The organism is Scytonema sp. PRP1, assembly GCF_036697665.2.
In the GTDB taxonomy this organism is placed as follows: domain Bacteria; phylum Cyanobacteriota; class Cyanobacteriia; order Cyanobacteriales; family Nostocaceae; genus Kalymmatonema; species Kalymmatonema gypsitolerans.
Map to the genome: position 1 here is coordinate 1 of NZ_JBAHYJ020000123.1, position 21,131 is coordinate 21,131.

Below are 21,131 nucleotides of genomic sequence, written 5' to 3' on the forward strand. Positions count from 1 at the left end.
GTATTCCCACAAACAGCGTTATATCTTAACTCATGTCAAAGCCTACTCACTACTTGCAGTTCACCAAGGTGTTTTAGTGCTAGAGAGATTTCTGGTTGCCTTGCGTTTCAAGAAATTATCAGCTTAAGCAACAATTTGATGAAGAATCATAGTACATCAGAAAAACAGACAATCCATAAACAGTAGGAGATGCAACAACTCCAAGACTGGCTAGAGATGCCGCTCATACTACTGCTTAGCATTGCATGACATGAGATTTTTGCGAATCAAAGGATTTACCAGCGGTTAAGTCCTTTACTTTTAGAGGTTAGGTGCTTTATCTCAAACCGCAATTTCATAAAAACTATATAGTTGGAATTATGAAAACTAAAAATATAATTTTATTGTCGATGCTGGTTTTTGTGCCAATTTCAATTATTGCACAATCACTGCATTTGAATCCTTTAATCATCTTTGTTACTTCTGGTCTAGCAATTATTCCTTTAGCAGCGTTGATAGCTAACTCGACTGAAGAGATTGCAACTGTTATTGGTTCAGCTTTAGGAGGTCTACTCAATGCTACTTTTGGCAATGCTACTGAGATGATTATAGCAATTGTTGCTCTACGGGCTGGTTTAGTTGATGTAGTAAAAGCTAGCTTAACAGGATCAATAATTGCCAATTTGCTCTTAGCATTAGGGCTTGCTATTCTCGTTGGCGGGTTGCGCTTCAATGAACAAAGCTTTCAACCTGGGGTAGCTCGCCTCAATGGTTCTTCTTTAACTTTAGCGGTAATTGTTTTGTTAACACCCGCTGCCATCCAATTTACTTCTAATGGTTTACCGCCCTCCACTTTAAATTATTTTTCCTACGCTGCATCAATATTGTTACTTATTTTCTACTGTCTGATGCTATTATTTTCAATTACAACTCATAAGTCTACATCTTTAGTTGAAGATGTTGATACTGATACTAAAGAATCTAACCTAAAAGAAGTTAATTTAGGGTTACAAATTTCTGTGTTACTAGCTTGCACAGTAGGGCTTGTTTTTGTATCAGATATTCTGGTTGAAAGTTTGGACAAAGCTATTTCTACTCTAGGTTTGACTAGCCTATTTACAGGTGTAATTCTTATTCCTCTTTTTGGCGGCTTTGTAGAATATATAACTTGTATCACGTTCGCCACCAAAAATAAAATGGACTTGGCTGTTGCTGTAGCTATAGGATCTAGTTTACAAATTGCCCTATTTGTAGCTCCAGTTTTAGTTTTAGTTGGTTGGGCATTAGGTCAGCCGATGAATTTAAGCTTTAATCCTTTTGAACTTGTAGCAGTTGCTATGGCTGTGTTGATTACAAACTCGATTAGCAACGATGGTCGTTCCAATTGGTTAGAAGGCGTTTTGTTACTGATCACTTATACTGTTTTAGGAACAGCGTTTTACTTCCATCCATAACTTGAGTTTTGATTAGTTATGAATAATTAATATCTTAGAATTTCAAGAGTGTAGTCAAGTTTTAATTTATACTTAAACCACAGAAGTTTTGACAAGTAATGTAGTAAATATTACTTTTAACAAGAGTAATTAAGTAGTCTTCAAAGATTTTGTGATTAAAAACACATTTTTTTCTAAAAAATAACCATTCAATAATATACCGAATTCTTCTTTCTTAGGGCTGACAAAGGAATACTAAGCTCAAGTTACTGTAAGAAAGCATGGTCATCACTTAATTTATTTAAAAAAAATCAAATGTTTCCAGGCATTCCAAAATTAACTTCCTTGCTGTCTACAAGCAGACAAGCTCGATCAAATAAGAATTTCAAGCATTATGGTATTAGTACCCTAATTGGTTGATCTATGCGATCGCGCCTTGCGCGGCTCCCTTCAGGAGCATCGCGAAACGGGAGAAAAGCGCCATCGCTCAAAAGGCACTCCGTTTTGCGAAATCACAGCATTGTTAGTGATTGCCAATGTCATGTATATGCAGACATTGTGACAAGGGGATCATTTGTGCATCTGCTGTTTAAGAGTTCCCCGTTGTTGTCATCTGTGAGATTCGCGCTGATATTGTTAATTATCCAAATCACAAGACTATACACAAAGTACGCTTTTGTACTCAATCTCGAAGCGTTTGAAAATTTTGGAATGATTTGCAACTGTCATCATAAATGTTAATAATGTCCTATTTATTACCAAGTGAAGTAAGTAAGAATCGAGTGCGCTGAGTTCTAAGCTCATACCACAACAAAGCTCTTTATTTCCAAAGACGTATATCTAGACAATGGAGATTTCTACCTAGTTTCATCTCAGAACATCCTCCTAAAGGTAGACTCAAAATGAATTGTTTGTAGCAAATAATGAGCAGAAGCTGCGCTTCAAAGTTTTTTGTACAACTAAAGTTTTATTCGAGATTTATCTATGTTCGTAGCGCTCTGGCCCGGTAACGTTTATCCCTTAGGAGCAACCTGGGATGGTAAAGGTACAAACTTCGCTTTGTTTTCGGAAAACGCAACAGGTGTCGAGCTTTGTTTATTTGATAAAGAAGATAATGAAACACGCATCCCCCTGACTGAAGTTAGCAACTTTGTTTGGCACGGTTATCTACCAGGAGTAGGACCAGGACAACGGTATGGGTATAGAGTGCATGGTCCTTATTCACCAAGCGAGGGTCATCGCTTCAACCCCAATAAACTGCTGATTGACCCATACACGAAGGCAATTGATGGCGACATTGGCAATGGTCCAGAACTTTTTGGCTACTCTTGGGAATCTCCTGAAGAGGATTTATCTTTCTCAGAGCTAGATAGCGCTCATTTGATGCCAAAGTCTGTTGTGATCGATCAGTCCTTTGATTGGGAGGGTGACGATCTGCTGCGAACCCCTTGGCACGAAACTGTGATTTATGAAACTCACGTTAAGGGCTTTACCAAGCTGCATCCAGATATGCCGGAAGAACTACGCGGTACTTATGCTGGACTTGGGCATCCCGCAGCAATTGAGCATCTCCAAAGGCTTGGGATCACAGCAGTTGAACTTATGCCCGTGCATCACTTTTTGTCGCATCCGGGACATCTTGTTGGCAAGGGGTTAAAGAATTATTGGGGCTATGACTCGGTCAACTATTTTGCTCCCTACTCCGGCTACAGTTCCTCTGGAACAGTGGGAGAGCAGGTTACTGAGTTCAAGGAGATGGTCAAAGCACTGCATCGTGCTGGAATTGAGGTCATTCTGGATGTGGTCTACAACCACACAGGAGAAGGCAATCATTTAGGTCCTACACTCACGCTGCGAGGCATCGATAATGCCATTTACTACCGTCTGGTAGAGAATGACCAGCGTTACTACATGGACTATACAGGTTGCGGTAATTCTTTATATGTACGCCAACCGCAAGTCCTCAAGTTAATCATGGATAGCTTGCGGTATTGGGTGTTGGAGATGCACGTAGACGGCTTCCGCTTCGACTTAGCCTCGGCTTTAGCGCGAGAGCTCTATGAAGTGAATAGTCTGGCAGCTTTCTTTGACATTATTCACCAAGACCCTGTGCTGGCTGGTGTAAAACTGATTGCCGAACCTTGGGATCTGGGAACTGGTGGTTATCAAGTGGGTCAATTCCCAGTTCTGTGGTCTGAGTGGAATGGCAGGTATCGCGATACGGTGCGGGACTTCTGGCGTGGTATTGATGAGAGCTTGGGACAATTTGCTTACTGTTTCACGGGTAGCCCTGACCTGTATGCGTTGAACGGACGGCGACCTAATGCGAGTGTTAACTTCATCACAGCACACGATGGCTTTACCCTGAACGACCTTGTCAGCTACAACGAGAAACACAACGAAGCTAACGGGGAAGACAACCGGGATGGGGAAAGCCACAACCGCTCTTGGAATTGTGGAGCTGAAGGTGAAACGGATGATCCAGAAGTGTTGGAATTGCGGGAACGCCTCCGACGGAACTTCTTAGCAACTTTGATGCTGTCCCAAGGTATCCCGATGATAGTAGGGGGAGATGAAATTGGGCGGACTCAAAAGGGCAACAACAATGCTTATTGTCAAGACAATGAAATCTCCTGGTTCGATTGGGAGTTGCCACAGGGAAACCAGGATCTGGTAAATTTTGCCCGCGAGCTAGTCTACTTCCGAAAACAGCATCCAGTATTTCGGCGGCGCAAGTGGTTTCAAGGTAGACCTATCTACGGAAAGAGTATCAGTGATATCGCTTGGTTTAACCCTGATGGCTCTGAGATGACTCAGGAACAGTGGGACGTTGGTTATGCTAAGTCGGTTGCAGTGTTCTTGGATGGCAACCAACTTCCTAGTGTTGGTCCTAAGGGCGAGCGTATCAGTGATGATAGTTTTCTCCTATTCTTTAACGCTCACTATGACACGATAGAGTTTTCCTTACCAGAGGGAATGCAACATAGAGAATGGGGTGTTGTGATTGACACGAAAGAGCCTCGCTTCGTTACAGAGGAAAGACGTTATACGGGGACTCAAGCAGTGCCAGTTGTAGCTCGCTCAATGGTGGTACTACGTCGGTTTGGATAAACGCAAGAGACTAGGAAAATGAGGAAGCAACAGAACAACTATTATTCGTCGTTTTCCTGATCTCCCTCACTCAAAATTCTTCAATTCAGGACTCAGGACTTCGTATGAGAATTGGCGCTCATTATTTAGGTGACAGTCGTTGTGAATTTAGGGTTTGGGCACCGAATGCAGAAGCAGCTGCGGTAAAAATTGTCTCGCCTCAGGAACGCGTACTCCCTATGCAGCAGCAGGAGGAGGGCTACTGGCAAGTTACCGATGAGGAGATTCAACCAGGAACGCAGTACTTCTACCAATTAAATAAGGGTGAATCCAGACCCGATCCAGCCTCTAATTTCCAGCCTTTGGATGTACATGGTGCTTCACAGGTGATTGATCACAGCTTTACTTGGAATGACAGCAGTTGGTCTGGCATTCCTTTAGAAAGCATGATCATTTATGAATTGCACGTTGGTACCTTCACCCCGGAAGGAACTTTTGAGGCAATTATTTCCCGGCTCAAGGATTTACAAGAGCTAGGGGTGAACGCAATTGAAATCATGCCAGTGGCTCAATTTCCAGGCGATCGCAACTGGGGTTATGATGGCGTTTATCCGTTTGCAGTGCAAAACTCCTATGGTGGTCCGGAAGGGTTGAAGCGTCTGGTTGATGCGTGTCACCAACAGGGAATTGCGGTAATTCTGGATGTGGTTTATAACCACTTTGGTCCAGAAGGCAATTACATGAGCCACTTTGGTCCCTATTTTACGGAGACTTATCGCACTCCTTGGGGCAGTGCCATGAATTTTGATGATGCCCAAAGCGATAATGTGCGGAACTTTTTTATTCAAAATGCTCTGTACTGGCTGCGGGATTATCATATTGATGGGCTACGTCTAGATGCCGTTCACGCAATCTACGATTTAGGCGCTAAACATTTTTTAGAAGAACTGGCAGAAAATGTTGCAGATCTTGGGCAGCAACAGGGGCGAAAACTTTATCTGATTGCAGAAAGTGACTTAAATGATCCCCGAGTGGTTCGTCCTGTAGAGTCAGGCGGATACGGGATTGACGCGCAGTGGAGTGATGACTTCCATCATGCCTTGCACGCGTTGCTCACAGGGGAACAGACAGGGTATTACTCAGATTTTGGCAAGTGCGAACACCTGGCAAAGGCTTACCAGGACACGTTTGTGTATGACTGGAAGTATTCACCGCATCGCCAACGCTTTCACGGGAACTCAGCAGGCGATCGCCCTTTCAATCAGTTTGTCATCTGCATCCAGAATCATGACCAAGTCGGTAATAGAATGCTGGGTGAGCGGTTATCCCACCTCGTATCCTTTGAAGCCCAGAAACTAGCCGCTGGTGCTCTGTTACTCTCTCCATACATTCCTCTTTTATTTATGGGTGAAGAGTATGGGGAAGACGCACCTTTTATCTACTTTGTTAGTCACTCTGATCCCGATTTAATTAGAGCAGTTAGGCAAGGGCGGAAACAAGAATTTGCTGCATTTCATGCTCAAGGAGAACCGCCCGATCCCGAATCTACTGAAACCTTTCTCAAGAGCAAGTTGAATTGGGAAAAACGCAAAGAAGGAAAACACCAAGCTCTTTGGTCGTTGTATCAACACCTTATCTCTTTACGAAACACAATTCCAGCTTTAGTGAAACGAGAGCGCCAAAATATGGAAGTAGGCTTTCTTGAAGCTGAGAAAATTGTGTGGTGGCGCAGGTGGAGTGAAGATAACCAAATACTTTGCCTCATGAACTTTAACCAAAGCGATTCCACTTTTACCCCTAACTTTCCGGTTAACGACGCTCGGAAAATTTTAGATTCTGCGGATGAAAAGTGGCAAGGTTCTGGTTCTCTTTTACCAGAAAGACTGAACAATGCACAAGAATTAACCCTGCGCTCTCAGAGTTTCGCACTTTACGAAAGCAGTGGACAGTAATTTGTGAACAGTCATCAGCGAGCAATTATCCTTGTTCGCTGATACTTGAAACTTGACAAATAATAAATGATAAATAATAACTGGTAACTGATATGAGAATTCCAACAGCAACTTATCGAATTCAGTTCAATTCTGCTTTTGGCTTTGGTGCAGCAAAAGCAATTACAAACTATCTAGCGGAACTCGGAATTTCTGACCTTTATGCTTCTCCCATCTTTAAAGCAAGAGCAGGAAGTACTCACGGATATGATATTGTTGATCCCACTGTGTTAAATCCAGAATTAGGAACCCAGGAAGGTTTTGAAGCCTTAGTCCAGGAATTACAACAGCGGAGTATCGGTTGGTTGCAGGATATTGTACCCAACCATATGGCTTATGACAGCGAAAATAAGTATCTAATGGATGTCCTGGAAAATGGTCCTGATTCAAACTATGTTGACTACTTTGATCTCGCCTGGAATTCTCCTTTTGCTAGTAGTCATGAACCAATTTTGGCTCCGTTGCTAGGCAACTTTTACGGAGATTCTTTGGAGAATGGTGAAATTCAATTGAAGTATGATGAGAGTGGACTGAATGTTAATTATTATAATTTAAAGCTGCCTCTCAAACTAGAATCTTATGCCAAGTTTTTGACTCAAAATTTAGGCAAATTAGCCAAAAATTTAGGTAGGAAGCATCCAATCTTTGTGAGATTGCTTGGTATCCTCTACATGGTAAAAAATATTCCTTCAGAGGCTACAGCTCAGCAAAGACAAGACCAAGCAGCTTTTGTTAAAGGGCTTCTTTGGGAGCTTTATACGGATAATGATGATGTAAGAACATTTATTGATGAGAATTTACAACTTTTTAACGGGGAACAAGGAAAGCCAGAAAGTTTTAATCTTTTAGATAGTCTGCTTACTGAACAGTTCTTTCGCCTCTCTTATTGGAAAGTAGGGGCTGAAGAGATGAATTATAGAAGATTTTTTACAGTCAATGAGTTGATATCAGTCAAGATAGAAGAATTAAAGGTATTTAATAATACCCATGATTTGATTGGTAAGCTAGTGGATGAAGGTAAGTTTACTGGCTTGCGAATAGACCATATTGATGGTCTGTATGACCCAACACAATATTTAGAGAGGCTGAAAGAAAAAACAGGTGATACCTACATTACTGTTGAAAAGATTTTGCAGCCTGGAGAAGACTTACCAAGTAACTGGCCAGTTCAAGGTACTTCTGGCTATGATTACTTAAATTATCTCAATGGAGTTTTCTGTAAAACTGACAATGAAGATAAGTTTACTCAAATCTACTGGGATTTTACAGGAACTAGAACAACATTTGAGCAAATTGTCCCAGAGAAAAAACACCTGATCATAGAGAGAAATTTAGCAGGTGATATTGATAACCTCGCTTTTCTCTTAAAGAAGATATCGGGTAAGTATCGCTATGGCAATGACTTTACAATCAATGGTTTGAAGCGAGCGCTGGCAGAAGTTCTCACTCGCTTTCCCATTTACCGAACTTATATCACTCAAGAGGGTATATCCGAAAGCGATCGCCTCTATACCCAGGAAGTGATTGAAGCAGCGAAAGCCAATACACCACTGTTGCAAAATGAATTGAACTTTATCGAGAAATTGCTGTTGCTGGAATACGATGATTCTCTGACTCAAGCAGAGAAAGACCAGTGGCTGTACTTTGTCATGAGATTGCAACAGTACACCGGACCATTGATGGCGAAGGGGGTTGAAGACACCGCTTTATATGTCTATAACCGCTTCATTGCCTTAAACGAAGTTGGGAGCGAACCTGGGCGCTTTGGCATTAGCGCTTCAGAGTTCCATGAGTTCAATCAAAAACGCCAAGACAGTTGGCCTCTGGCAATGAGTGCTAGCTCAACTCATGATACCAAACGGGGTGAAGATATCAGGGCAAGGCTCAATGTCCTCTCGGAGATTCCTGAGGAATGGCAAAAACAAGTCCGCACCTGGAGTGAAATCAATCGTTCTTACAAAAAGACTGTCAAGCGTTTAACTATGCCAGACAGGAACGATGAATATCTTTTCTACCAGACGCTCGTTGGGGCTTATCCATTTTTTGAACATGAGTATGCAAGCTGTGTTGAGCGCGTAAAAGATTATTTGCTCAAAGCGATTAGAGAAGCGAAAGTTTACACTGCTTGGCTGCGGCAAAATAGCACTTATGAAAATGCCTTCATTGATTTTGTCTCAGCGGTTCTGGAACCTTCGCAAGACAATCCTTTCTTAAAAGAATTTGTGCCTTTTCAGAAACGGGTTGCTTACTATGGCATTTTCAACTCTTTGTCTCAAGCTTTGCTGAAAATTGCTTCTCCTGGAATCCCAGACTTTTATCAAGGAACTGAACTGTGGGATTTCAGTTTGGTTGATCCTGATAATCGCCGTCCGGTTGACTATGAAATTCGGCAGTCCTATCTCAAAGCAATTAAGGAGCAAGCTAAGACAGATATTCTCAAGTTGATAGATGAATTACTGGCGAATAAAGAAGATGCCAGAATCAAGCTGTTCCTAACTAACCAAGCTTTAAAAGCGAGAAGAGAGTCTCTAGAAGTTTTTGAGAAAGGCAGCTACTTACCTCTAGAGGTGAGCGGCAACTTTCAAGAACATATTGTTGCTTTTGCAAGAAGCGATGGTAATAAAACGATCGTTACTATTGCTCCGCGCTTCTTCACCAGTTTAATTCAGCCTGGAGAGTATCCCCTGGGACAACAAGTTTGGGATGACACAAGCCTGAAGTTACCAGCAGCAGGGGCTTCAGCGTGGAAAGATGCGATTACTGAGCAACCAGTTCAAGCTAATGGCACTCTACTGATTGGCGAAGCGCTGAAACATTTCCCTGTGGCTTTGCTGGTTAGCCAAGACTAAGGAAAATGAAACCACAGATGGACGAGGCAGTGCGTTGCGGGGGTTCCCCCCGTTGTAGCAACTGCCGTACAGATGCACACAGATAAATAACTACTCCTGTCACGCTCGAAGATTACCTATTAACGAACCGCCAAGACGCCAAGAACGCCAAGGAAAAGATAAGTAATCTTGTACCGGGAAGGGAGTAGTGTTCAGGGACTTCCAAATTAAAAATATCCAACTTTTTTGTGGGATGGGCTTCTAGCCCGTCCTATAAATTGGGCGGGCAAGATGCCCACCCCACAAGATTGGATAATTTATTTGTTGGAAATCCCTAAATCCCTAATCTGTGTGCATCTGTGGTTTTAAATTAAATATGATGTCAATTTTTTCAGCGATTCCTCGGCTTCTTTGTACAACTTAAACTTACGCTCATCCCGGCGAAACTCTGGCGTATGAACCATTCTTCTGCCATTCACCCATGTAGCGCCGTGGGATTTGTGCAGCAATTCGTGATACAAGACAAACTCAACCACAAACTCGGGAATTCTTGCATCGTCAAGAGTCAAAGCAATCATGACTCTATCTCTTGCTGGCTCATAATGACCCAACTTACGATAAGTGTTAATCTGGCTCCAAATGAGACGTGGTTTAACTAAAGAAGAAGCGAAATATTCACGATTGACTTTGTCAAATAACTCATCCAGGTTATAGCACTTTCCTCTTGCATTCTCTACAATCACTTCAGTTATTAAATCAAGCTCTATCAATACAGAGCTATATTCTTCGCTTGCTGCGTAATCTCTAATAAGCCGCGTCGTTTGTTGACACTTGCCAAACAAAGCTGCTTTCACGAGTGCTTCCAAAGTGTCATCATTAGCATTGATGAAACCTTCGCTAAGTGTGAAAGTCGCTTCTACCAAAGAGCGTTTGCATTTATATATCCCCGTTAAATGAGTTAACTCAACAACGATATTGAGCGGCTGAGCATATATATAGCCGCTGCCATGTTGGTTAGGACAAAGACCGCTAGGGATAGGTGTAACCAGCGGCTCTGTTAAATTTGCCAATGTCCTAAGCTGTCTGACCACGGCTATATTACAAACTTTTTCAGCAATTTGCTTGACTCGATAAATTGTTTGAAGATGAAGTTGGAGGTTGCCTTCATAAGTCAAAAACTTCATCCATGCATAAATTTGACGTGAGGAACGCGTGAGATTGGCTGGTGTTGCTTGCGATGCAGCGCAAATTTTTTCAATTGCTGCAACAGCTTGGATCAAAGTTTTAACGAGTTCTTCTATCTGAGCAGTGTTTGGTGTCGGAGTTGAGGCTAAATTGGCAATCTTGTGCAAAATTGCACCTTGTTGCGTTTTGATGTTCTTGAGGCGAATTGTCTGCACTTTATCTTGGGTAGGCTGAGTTTCAGCTAAAGGCAAGTTGTCCAAGTCAATGGCTTTGAGAAAATAGTAAGCCTGACGCGATCGCGTTGGTAACTGACTTGGTGTCATTCTCCCGTGAGCACACAACTGCTCAATAGTCTCGATAGAGTTTGTGATGAATTTTTTAAAATCTGCAACATCGCTAGGTGCTATCCCAGCCTGCAAGCGATTTCGTGCTACTTGAGCTGCTTTGACGATTCCGCGAATTTGTACCATACTGTTTTCTTTTTGCCTAAACCCTTTACCAATCCCACTGCAACTATAAAAAAGCTATTATAAGGGCTTGAGTTCAGGAACAGTTTTTCGTTCACCAGTGTTTCACGACTTATCAGCAAAATCAGTAGAAAAGCTTAATCTTGATAAACTTCTTTTTTGCAGGAACTATTCGGCTAAATAAAGCAGTTGTGTATAAATATATCCTATCGGTGATGTTTACAAAGGGCTATCGGCTAATCGTTCATTGTTTTTTTATCCTTCTTAACGATTAGTTATTATTAGCAGTGATGCTCATCTCATTAACTATTATGTTATGTATTTATAGCGGTTCTCATTTGAATCATATACACCACCACGAATAATGTAGAGACGTAGCTACGTTTCTACAGCCGTGTATTGCAGGCAACAGAGAACCACTATAACAGAGATTAAAATTTTTATGAGGATAGATAAATGAATTCAAAAAAATTGAACAATAAAAGTTTGCAAAATTTTGATGAAATTTTACGGGAAACTATCCAGGAAAATTTACAGAAAATTATAGATGAAAGCTTAAATAAGCATATAGAAAATTGTATACTAGAAACTTTTAATAAATATATAGAGGAGCAAAAAAAATTACAACGGACTTATTACACAAATACTAACGCCATCCTCGACAACAGTACTGCTGTTAAAGAATTATACGATAAACTTGAACAAACGTTGGGAGAACTTGACGATTTTAGAAATTCTGTGGAAAAAATGCTTATAGAGCAACGTCAGATAAATGGGGAACTGCAACGAAAAATTAATCATTGGGAACAGGCTGCTACCGAGTTTTTTTGTTTACTAGAGAGGGCTGCTGATTATGAAACAGATGAAAATACACGGTTAATAAATAGAATATTAGATGGATTTGCTCGTATTGTCATGAATTTAGGAATGGAGCGTATAATTCCACAAGCAGATGAATCACTCAACGAAAAATTTCATGAAGCTATTGATGAGGAAGAATCAAATATCACACCAGGAAATATTGTTAGATGTGTTAATTGGGGTTATAAAATTGGGGACAAAATGATTGAAAAAGCGAAGGTAATTGTGGCATCACCATTACAAAAACCTGAAAATGGATCTCATTCGTAAGGTAGTTAATGCCCAATATAGTGAAAATTTAACCCTGGGAAAGGAGTAATTTAAGCAATGACCAAAAATTATGCTATTGGAATTGATTTAGGAACTTCTACATCTGAAATTTGTGTTTACCGAAATAATGAATCATTTCCAATTCCTGACCCTGCTACAAAATTGGCTATTATTCCATCAATTGTTGCTATTAATAAAAAAGGGGAACTTTTAGTAGGAGAAAATGCCCGCAGTTGGGTTGATGTATCAGGTCGTGGAGTTCGCGAAGTCAAGCGGAAAATGGGAACTGGAGAAACAGTGAAACTCCTAGATACAGAGTACCGACCTGAAGAAATTTCGGCGCTGATTCTTCGCAAACTTAAGGAAAATGCTGAAGAAGCACTAGGAATTACGATTCGAGAAGTTGTACTTTCTGTTCCAGCTAACTTTCCAGATGCTGCTCGGCAAGCAACACTGAATGCAGGTGAATTGGCAGGATTAAAAATTATTCGCCTGATAAATGAACCAACAGCAGCAGCTTTAAGTTTTGGCATCAATAATATTGATATTGAAGAACAGCTTGTTGTCTTTGATTTTGGTGGTGGAACATTAGATATTACCGTGTTGGAGATGGTTGCTGGTGTTCTTGATGTCAAGTGTAGTTTTGGTAATCCCCAGTTGGGAGGTAAAGATTTCGATGAGGCAATGATGGCATTGCTGAAGGCTAAATTTCAAGCTGAAAATCCTGGAGCAGAAATTTCTGAAAAAGCTCATGGCGCACTCAAAGAAGCAGCAGAAAAAGCTAAAAAAGTGCTTTCTACACAGCGATCGCATGAGGTACGAATTCCCTATTTTGCAGCACAAGATGGTGAATTTATTGACTTAGAGGTGGAACTGACGCAGCAAGAATTTGAGGAGGCGATCGCACCTCTGTTAGAAAAGGCGCGGGAGTGCATACGTCAAGCACTAAATGCCAAAAAGTTGCGCCCTAGTGCTATCAACCGGGTGTTACTTGTAGGTGGTACAACTTACATTCCTGCTGTTCGCCAATTAGTCGCAGAAATGTTTGGCAAAGAAGGTAAAGCACCCGATATTGGTGCAGACTTGGCTGTAGGTGTTGGCGCATCTGTTCATGCTGCGCTTGCTCAAAATTTCATTCCTGAGGATTCTGGTCTTATTCTCACCGATGTTGCTCCCTTTGGGTTGGGGATTGAAGTGGTGAGTAACGTTGGCGGACAATATATGCTGACCTATGAACCTTTGATTCAGCCTAATACAACAATTCCTTATTCTACTCAAAAAACTTACACACTTTTGAGAGCAGATCAAAAGCGGCTAGAAGTTCGTCTTTATCAAGACAATATAGGAAGCGCAAAGCTACCCAATGAAGCGATTGACACAGGAATAGCCACAGAAATTATAGATATTCCTCCGGCTGCTGACGGTCATCCTTATCCTGTGGAAGTAGAATTTTCTTATGATATCAATGGCATAGCTAAACTTAAAGCCACGATTCCCAACATTAACAAAAGTGTAGAGTTATCCTACGGTTACTCAGCCAAGCGCATGGGTAGTAAAGATATAGCTGATGCTGCTTCTCGCCTGAAAGAACTATGGAAGCAAAATGCCAAAGCGAAGCAATACGAAGGGTTAATCAATAAGGCAGAACGGTATATGGCTGGAATTCCACCTCAGGAAAGGTCGCCGCTGTCTGATATTGTTATGGAACTGAAAAAAGCTTTGATGAATGACAGTATTGAAGAAATTCAAAACGTGGGCGATCGCCTTGTAGACTTCTTGTTTGACTTAGAAAACGACATGGAAGACTAACAAATGGTATATGAATTTTATCATATCCTGGAGGTTTCCTCTCAGGCATCTGCTGATGAAATCAAACAAGCTTACTTCCGGTTAGTTCGCAAATATTCTCCTGAAAAATATCCAGAACGGTTTCAGCAAATTCGCGTCGCTTATAACACGCTTTCTGACCCAAGAGCGCGAGAAAATTATGACGCCATGCAGAAGCACGGCGACGAAATTAAAGAGTTGATTGACCAAGCAGAAAAGAACATTCAACTAGAAAAATGGTCAAGCGCCATTCCCTTACTTAAGCAAGTTCTTGTCCTAGCACCAACTATGGATGCTGCTCGCAATCTACTAGGTCTTTGTTACATTCATACTAAAAATTGGGATTTTGCTGTTAAAGTCTACAAAACATTAACTAAAACTAATCCTGATGTAGCCGTTTATTGGAGTAATTTGGGTTGTGCTTACAAACTGCAAGCTGAATGTTTCAATGAGCAAGAATTTAGTAATCTTCAACTTTATCACAATGCTCGTGAATGCTATCAGCAAGCAGTTAACTTGGAACCATTTAATTCTGTACCTTATTTAGAGATAGCAGAAACTTACCTTAGTGAAACCAATTACTCAGAAGCATTGGCTTGGGCAGAATTGGCTCTTGGTGCTGATGGGAAAGCTGATTATAATGACTTTGAAGCTCTTTTCTTTATCTGCCGCGTTCACTTTTGTAATAATCAGTCACACAAAATTGAAGTCATTGCCAAGAGAATAATATCTTTACTTCCTGAAAACATATTAGAAATACGACAATATGCTGCTAGCCGATTTGCGAATATGGGAGTTGAAATCGCAAAGATTGCTGCAAAATCAGTTAACTTTAATATGTGGAGAGCGGCTTTTGAATTTCTCAAGGCAGCGAAAAATTTAGATTCCAGTAATTTAGGTATTAAAGAAATTTGTGTAAAAATTGAGGAAATAGTATCAGCTATTAACCAGTATGAAAGCCTTAGCCAAGATTACCTAATAATCCAAGGATTTCAAAGACTAGCGGCATTTTGTTTAGCTGATTATTTTGATTTTTACGATTCCCAGCCCGAGAGAAAAACTTTTCTAAATGACATACTGACTGAAATTTTAGCTTCTCCAACAAGCACAATTTTTTCATCCCTTGAGAGAATAAAATTTTACTATCCTGTGGTGTATGGATTGAACACAGAACTGTTTGATCGAATTGAGCAAGTCGCTTGTGTACCTTAAGAGGGTTCAGTGATCATTTGAAGAAAAACTCAGCTTGGACAGAATTTAGAGATCATAATGCACTTTCGTTGGAGATTCAGATGCACTACGTTTTATATAATTTCTATATTTTGTATAATTTCTATATTTTATATAATTTCTATAAGTGTATAATAATTCACTAGAGCCTGACGCTTTACCAAGTCCTCAGACTTGACTTTTATTCGTAGCTTTTTGCGGTCAACCGTATTTTTGGGTATCGCCAGGATAAAATTGTAAGTGCTTAGCTCGCTTACACTTGAGGTACCGCTAGTCGTGTCACTTTAAGTATCCTACTTTTTTTGCATATTTTTCCCCACAATCGCTCTGTAGTTGATATATTTGAATAATTTATAGAATTTCCTCTAACCTGAGCAACATCTTTTGTAGATTTATGTTATCTTGGGTTCTAGGATTTATATTCGGTTGTGCAGTTTGTGTTTTATCTATTTACAAGCGTCTCTCCGAATCTAACTCTCTGCATAGTGTGATTCTGGAGATGTTTCATGTCAATTTACGTCGGTAATTTATCTTACCAGGTCGAGCAAGATGACCTCAAACGCGTCTTTGCAGAATATGGAACTGTTAAGAGCGTTCAATTGCCTCTAGACCGGGAAACGGGTCGTGTGCGTGGCTTCGCTTTTGTAGAAATGGGATCAGATGCAGAAGAAGCCGCAGCGATTGAAGCCCTGGACAGTGCTGAGTGGATGGGTCGTAACCTGAAGGTTAATAAAGCTAAGCCCAAATCAGATTCAGGTTCTGGTGGTGGTGGTAGATGGGGGAACAGCGGTGGCGGTGGTGGAGGATACTCCCGTGGACGCTACTAATTAGCTTTAAGACAAAGCTTTGAGACAAAGAATTTAAGTCTAAGATTTCAAGGGCAGATTCCTTGTCTGCCCTTTTTTGCTATCCAGCTTACAGAATTGCTCATGTCCAACCACTAATTTAGCTAATTTAAAAGGAGATAGGATGACCCAAGTGATTCTTGGCGAAAATGAAGGAATTGAGTCAGCCCTCCGGAGATTTAAACGAGAAGTTTCCAAGGCAGGAATTTTTCCAGATTTGAAGAAGCATCGTCACTTTGAAACACCCCTTCAAAAACGCAAGCGTAAAGCAGTTGCTAAGCACAAGCAACGTAAGAGCCGTTTCCGCTATTGAGGACAACTGTCAGCAAATGAAGCCATGCTGATCCAACTCAGGTCATTATGACTAAGCCAGCCTCAGTCATGCTAGACTGCGTCTGGCAAACATTGCTGATGGAACACAGCACGACTAAGTAACGAACAGTAACTACGCTTTAAAGATCACAGGATATTTTAAGTGAGAGTGGACTATAAATTTAAAAAAGACCCATTTAACGAATGTTTTGTTAACAGGTACAGTAACCGTGACCCCAGAAACCAAACACATAGTTAGCGAACTTAGGCATGAGTTCTACTGTCTGTTCGCTGCTGCGATGAATGTGCCGGTGAGAATAACTGGTGCATCCTATAGTAGTAATTCCCCTATTGCGTCTTGGGTGGATGATAGGCAACGCCTGAACTACGTGAATGTCTACGCTTACACAGCACCTGATGAATTTATCCCATTCCGCCCCTTTATTCTTCGGTTAGCCATAAACAAAAGTGCTGGTAGAGTCACGATAGTAAAAAAGGGGCAAGAATGTCGAGGTCTTAATCGCGTGTGGGACTTCGAGTTAACCTTATTGCCAGGGGAAATCTTAGACTTTCTCCCTTGGACAGTGAGCTTAGTTCAGGCTTATGACAAAAATTCACCTTCATTGCTTGCGCCACCACCCCATCCATTTGAATTGAAAGTACCAACGGTTGGGTTATTCAATGAAGCATGGACTCAGAAAGCTTGGCTGCTTGCAGAAGAAGCAACAGCAACGTTCATTTAGGTTACTCTATCGCTTGCGTGGCGATTATATGTGCTGCTTTAAAAATAAAACTTAGCTGTAATTTTAAATGCTGCCCAGTAGTAAGGATGATTGTAAAGCTTTGTATCTGCTGGGATGTCATGACTTCTATTCAATTGTGTGGCTAAATTTTCCTTAATGATGACTCCCCTTTGATCTAGTTGGTTTCGTAATTGTTCATACCATTGTTTGAATTCGCCAGCAGTCAATTCCTTAAGCCATTGAGTTGCTTCTGCTAAAGCATTGGGTGCTGATTTGTTTTGCTGAAGCCGTCGATAAAACTCTATCATCACTAAAGCACTAGCTGCCGATTCTGTAGCCCACAATGTACTTAATACATGGCTGACTCCTTGAGTGAGAAAAACGCTGACTAAACCGACGTATTCGGTAGTGATATTTTGGTTGCTATCCATCGCTGTTTCGCAACTTGAGAGAGTGATCAAGTTGTAATTCGCAATTGGCTTATTGCAGATTTCTTCTAGGGTTAATTTGTCTTCACCAGCTAACACAAATTCTGATTTTTGCGGCTGACTAAAATTGTCAGTTACATAGCCTTGAAAATGAAATATATTGTAATGACCAGATAAAGCAATTTCTAACTGCCTTTTAGAAACTAGTGAGCCTTGGATACGTTGACAACCACTGAACATAAGTCTAATAGCTTCAGACTCGAGTTGAGCAAATTGTCGTGCAGGATCATTTGTACTTTCGGGATGTTCCACAAATAGTAATGGTATTTGCACTTGATGGGGAGGGTGAGATTCCAAAGATAAGCCAATTTGGGCGCTAGGCAGATATGTAAATGTGAAATTATGCGGTTGGAATAACTCTTCATCCCAAGGAGAGGAAAGATTGAAAAGGGCGTGGAGCGGAAATCTGTGTAAGTCACGGTGGGGAATTAAAATCAGATGAGTGATGTCTTCGAGTTCATTGACAATTGTAGAAACATTGAGGATATTTTTTAGATTTAATAGCCTCTGTTGCATATCTGCTTGCCAAGAATGACTACTTTTGTTCGATGCGTCATTTGCCTGGAGTTGCCGATATTGCGTGTATTGTTGATTCCAATCTTCTAGCCAATCTTCAAATTCAACTAAGCGTTGCACGGCTTCGGGTAGAGGCATTTCATCAATAACCGCGACATTGAGGACAGGTGTAAAAATGGGAATCGGTTCTGGAGAGTTGTATTTAATAATGAAGGTGCGTAACGTACAAGGGCTGATATGCCAGTAAATAATTGCGGTTGTGGGGTTGAGAAGCTGGTGAATTGATCGATAGTTAGGGGAATTAATCTCATCTGTCCAACCAGAAACAAGCCAGGTTAAACAAGCATTTTTCCCATGTTCCGCGATTTCTAAAGCTTGCGCTATTTCACCGAGCTGCATGGCTATATCAACTGCTAACTGTTCAAAACCTGCATACTTGAGCGCCAACTGTTTTTTACCTTCATTAGAGTCGGTAGTTTTGCTGAGTAAGTATTGCAAGAAATCTGTAGCGTATTGATGTAATTCTTGGGCTTGTGAAGTTTCTCCCAAACATACAAGCGTTTTGATCAGGTTTTGCAAAACCTCGAGATGTAATTGAGGAAAAGCTTCTGGTGTAAGAGTATTGAGGGCTTGATTGTACTCATCTACGGCTTTGTGCCAATAATACCAAGGTGTGGTGTGTCTCTTTCCTTCTTCATAATGTGCATTGCCAAGGGCGACATGCAACCTACCCCAACCTTCTGGCTGTGTATCTTGGCGAACATATTTCAGCCCTTGCTCGTAGCTTGCCAATTTTCCTTGATAACCGCGTTCACATAAATCTGGATTGGCTGCAGCTATGGTACTGAAAAAAGTCAGGGGCGAGTCGCTAGAAACTGCATTTGCGGCTGCGTAGCCTCGCCCAATCCAAGCTTCCCAGGTGTCAGGTTTGATTTGCAAAGCGTTGTCATATGAGGCGATCGCTTCTTCAAATCTCTGCAAAGAAAATAGCACTACAGCTCGGTTGTACCAAGCTAAGTCAAACTGGGGGTTAATTTCTATAGCTTTATCATAGGAAGCAATTGCCTCTTGATGGTGTCCTAAATTTTCCAATGCGATCGCGCAATTAAACCAGGCTAAGTAGTAGTCCGGTTTAATTTCTAAAGCTTTGTCCCACGATGAAATAGCATCATACCAGCGTCCCAAATTCGCCTCTACGACACCGCGATCAATCCAAACTTCGTGTGAGGCTGGATTGATTTGAGCTGCTTGTTCGTAAGATGCGATCGCATCTTCATGTCGTCCTATTTTACCCAATGCACTTGCCAAGGCGTACCAAGCTTCGTAGAAGTCGCGTTGAATTTCTATTGCTTGCTCTAAGCTTGCGATCGCATCTTCAAATCGTCCTAAATCAGAAAGTTCTACACCTCGGCTGTACCAAGCTAAATCGAAGTCAGGTTGGATTTCTAACGCTTTCTCAAACGATGCGATCGCATCATTTGTTCGCCCAGCCTTTACTAACGCCACACCTCGCTGATACCAATTTTCTTGATCTTGGGGTTCCAGCATCAGTGCTTGATCATAACTGGCAACTGCTTCCAATGGATGTCCTAACTTTTGCAACGCCATACCCCGACTAGACCAAGCATCGGGATAATTGAACTTAATCTCTATAGCTGTATCAAAGCAGAAGATGGCATCTTCAAAGCGTCCTATTTCACCAAGTGCCGCGCCTCGATTGTACCAACATTTATAGAAGTCTGGTTTGAGCGCAATTGCAGAGTCGTAAGATGCGATCGCCTCTGAAAAATGCCCTAAATAAAATAATGTTAACCCCCGGTTAAACCAATATTCGTGCGAGTTGGGGTTAATTTCTATCGCTTTGTCATAAGATGCAATTGCTCCAGATAAATCACCTGTTTTTGCTTGCTTAAGACCAGTATAAAACCATGCTTGTGCTTGTTCAAAAGGAGTCTGCTGTCGTTGATTGCTCAGCGAATCCGTCTTAACTGGTGCTTCGCTTTGAATTCCTAGCCCAGAAGCCAGCTGCTGAACTAAACTGGTACTCTGGTCTAACCTGACTAACAATTCATCCAACGTTACAGCTACCGGTGGCGATAAATCCGAAGACTCAGGCAATATACGAGCTTCAGATGTGACTGGTTGCATTTCTTTTGCTACCCCAGATTCTTCTTCCCCTTGCTCAACCGGAGTTTCCACAGGTGATGCTGTCGTTTGGGCATCTGGTCCATCGTATTCCCATATCAATTCCTCTCCATGATTGATATACTCTTGCTGTGGAGAGTTTGAAACGGGTGCAGGCATTGTCGTTTCTGTTTCATGCCTGCGTTTATTGTCTAAATCCTGTTTGTCGGCTTTTGGTGTCAACCCTTCTTGTATTGCAATCAGCGGGGTTGCAGGAGTGATAGTTTCTGTGTCTTGTGCGTCGTCATTTTCCCAATACGCTTCGCCCAAGTTTCGCGTCAACAACCGTAATCCAATGTCGTAGGATAAATCTCCAATTGTCCCGATACCCAGTTCGCCTAGCTGTACCATGCGTTCTGCTAAATGAATATTTGGTGCAGGAGATATTAACAATCTCTCGCCAAAATCCAGCAACCAATCTATCCAGCGCTCAACAGATATCCGGTGTTCCATTCTTTGGATGTATTTGAGCGCCCACTGTTGCCCTCTTGCCTGATGCACACCTTCTAGCAGCTGAGTAAACAAATATTCCAAATCCGCATTCGTCAGTTCAGGTGGAGATTCCACCTTCTGTTCCCCTGTAGGATACATAGAACGAGTCTGCTTTTTCCTAAAGAGGAATCTGAAAAACTTGTTAAGCCACTTTACTAGCCGCTTGAGCATTTCGGACACTATTGGAGGTTGTTCATCATAAGATTTTAGCGATCACAGTGTTAAAAAAGTTATGACTTACCCAAAAACCTCACACAAGCAGATGGGCGATTGATCGTATGTTTGGAAAACCAACAGCATACTAACAGCCTTATGAAACAAGGTTGTTTGTCATTCACAACAGTTTTACATGAGAAAAGCAACCAAGACCTATCTTTTAATGTATATTAA

13 protein-coding genes are annotated in these 21,131 nt (G+C 41.4%); 11 read left to right on the plus strand and 2 right to left on the minus strand.

Annotated features, from left to right (window positions below; genetic code table 11):
- The first annotated feature begins 359 nt into the window (after window positions 1-359).
- The 5 genes from cax to treY all read left to right on the plus strand — a co-directional run bounded on the left by cax (window position 360) and on the right by treY (window position 9,342).
- On the plus strand, window positions 360-1,433 hold the full coding sequence (gene cax, locus V5G28_RS32310) for a calcium/proton exchanger (protein WP_332991410.1): 1,074 nt from the start codon (window positions 360-362) through the stop codon (window positions 1,431-1,433).
- 391 nt (window positions 1,434-1,824) lie between these two features.
- A complete protein-coding gene (locus tag V5G28_RS32315; RefSeq protein ID WP_332991411.1) occupies window positions 1,825-1,974 on the plus strand; it encodes a hypothetical protein in 150 nt (49 codons plus the stop codon).
- 422 nt (window positions 1,975-2,396) lie between these two features.
- Entirely contained in the window at window positions 2,397-4,523 is a 2,127-nt protein-coding gene (gene glgX, locus V5G28_RS32320; protein ID WP_096564998.1) for a glycogen debranching protein GlgX, read from the plus strand.
- A 104-nt stretch (window positions 4,524-4,627) separates the two neighbouring features.
- Window positions 4,628-6,454 carry a malto-oligosyltrehalose trehalohydrolase gene (gene treZ / locus V5G28_RS32325; protein ID WP_332991415.1) on the plus strand — a complete coding sequence of 609 codons (1,827 nt, stop codon included), beginning with the start codon at window positions 4,628-4,630 and terminating at the stop codon, window positions 6,452-6,454.
- Window positions 6,455-6,546: 92 nt separating this feature from the next.
- Complete coding sequence (gene treY, locus V5G28_RS32330) at window positions 6,547-9,342, plus strand: malto-oligosyltrehalose synthase (RefSeq protein WP_332991416.1); 2,796 nt, start codon at window positions 6,547-6,549, stop codon at window positions 9,340-9,342.
- 344 nt (window positions 9,343-9,686) lie between these two features.
- Here treY and V5G28_RS32335 read toward each other — a convergent pair whose 3' ends face one another.
- On the minus strand, window positions 9,687-10,976 hold the full coding sequence (locus V5G28_RS32335; RefSeq protein WP_332991419.1) for a M48 family peptidase: 1,290 nt from the start codon (window positions 10,974-10,976) through the stop codon (window positions 9,687-9,689).
- 453 nt (window positions 10,977-11,429) lie between these two features.
- Between V5G28_RS32335 and grpE the strand changes: the two genes are divergently transcribed.
- From grpE to V5G28_RS32365, 6 genes are all read left to right on the plus strand, one after another.
- Window positions 11,430-12,104, plus strand: a complete 675-nt coding sequence (gene grpE, locus V5G28_RS32340; protein ID WP_332991421.1) for a nucleotide exchange factor GrpE — start codon at window positions 11,430-11,432, stop codon at window positions 12,102-12,104.
- 57 nt (window positions 12,105-12,161) lie between these two features.
- Window positions 12,162-13,913: an Hsp70 family protein gene (locus V5G28_RS32345; RefSeq protein WP_332991423.1), complete on the plus strand. Its 1,752-nt coding sequence runs from the start codon at window positions 12,162-12,164 to the stop codon at window positions 13,911-13,913.
- A 3-nt stretch (window positions 13,914-13,916) separates the two neighbouring features.
- Entirely contained in the window at window positions 13,917-15,143 is a 1,227-nt protein-coding gene (locus V5G28_RS32350; RefSeq protein WP_332991425.1) for a J domain-containing protein, read from the plus strand.
- 524 nt (window positions 15,144-15,667) lie between these two features.
- Window positions 15,668-15,988, plus strand: a complete 321-nt coding sequence (locus V5G28_RS32355; RefSeq protein WP_332991427.1) for an RNA recognition motif domain-containing protein — start codon at window positions 15,668-15,670, stop codon at window positions 15,986-15,988.
- A gap of 142 nt (window positions 15,989-16,130) precedes the next feature.
- On the plus strand, window positions 16,131-16,319 hold the full coding sequence (rpsU, locus tag V5G28_RS32360) for a 30S ribosomal protein S21 (RefSeq protein WP_073635594.1): 189 nt from the start codon (window positions 16,131-16,133) through the stop codon (window positions 16,317-16,319).
- A gap of 229 nt (window positions 16,320-16,548) precedes the next feature.
- Window positions 16,549-17,061, plus strand: coding sequence for a hypothetical protein (locus V5G28_RS32365; RefSeq protein ID WP_332991431.1), 513 nt, complete (start codon window positions 16,549-16,551; stop codon window positions 17,059-17,061).
- A gap of 38 nt (window positions 17,062-17,099) precedes the next feature.
- Here the strand turns inward: V5G28_RS32365 and V5G28_RS32370 are convergent, their stop codons facing one another.
- Complete coding sequence (locus V5G28_RS32370) at window positions 17,100-20,840, minus strand: tetratricopeptide repeat protein (RefSeq protein ID WP_442994312.1); 3,741 nt, start codon at window positions 20,838-20,840, stop codon at window positions 17,100-17,102.
- Window positions 20,841-21,131 lie beyond the last annotated feature (291 nt).

What these genes read in the sequence shown, in the direction of transcription:
- cax (WP_332991410.1), top strand. Translation starts at nt 360, where the DNA reads ATGAAAACTAAAAATATAATTTTATTGTCGATGCTGGTTTTTGTGCCA.
- glgX (WP_096564998.1), top strand. Translation starts at nt 2,397, where the DNA reads ATGTTCGTAGCGCTCTGGCCCGGTAACGTTTATCCCTTAGGAGCAACC.
- treZ (WP_332991415.1), top strand. Translation starts at nt 4,628, where the DNA reads ATGAGAATTGGCGCTCATTATTTAGGTGACAGTCGTTGTGAATTTAGG.
- treY (WP_332991416.1), top strand. Translation starts at nt 6,547, where the DNA reads ATGAGAATTCCAACAGCAACTTATCGAATTCAGTTCAATTCTGCTTTT.
- V5G28_RS32335 (WP_332991419.1), bottom strand. Translation starts at nt 10,976, where the DNA reads ATGGTACAAATTCGCGGAATCGTCAAAGCAGCTCAAGTAGCACGAAAT.
- grpE (WP_332991421.1), top strand. Translation starts at nt 11,430, where the DNA reads ATGAATTCAAAAAAATTGAACAATAAAAGTTTGCAAAATTTTGATGAA.
- V5G28_RS32345 (WP_332991423.1), top strand. Translation starts at nt 12,162, where the DNA reads ATGACCAAAAATTATGCTATTGGAATTGATTTAGGAACTTCTACATCT.
- V5G28_RS32350 (WP_332991425.1), top strand. Translation starts at nt 13,917, where the DNA reads ATGGTATATGAATTTTATCATATCCTGGAGGTTTCCTCTCAGGCATCT.
- V5G28_RS32355 (WP_332991427.1), top strand. Translation starts at nt 15,668, where the DNA reads ATGTCAATTTACGTCGGTAATTTATCTTACCAGGTCGAGCAAGATGAC.
- rpsU (WP_073635594.1), top strand. Translation starts at nt 16,131, where the DNA reads ATGACCCAAGTGATTCTTGGCGAAAATGAAGGAATTGAGTCAGCCCTC.
- V5G28_RS32370 (WP_442994312.1), bottom strand. Translation starts at nt 20,840, where the DNA reads ATGTATCCTACAGGGGAACAGAAGGTGGAATCTCCACCTGAACTGACG.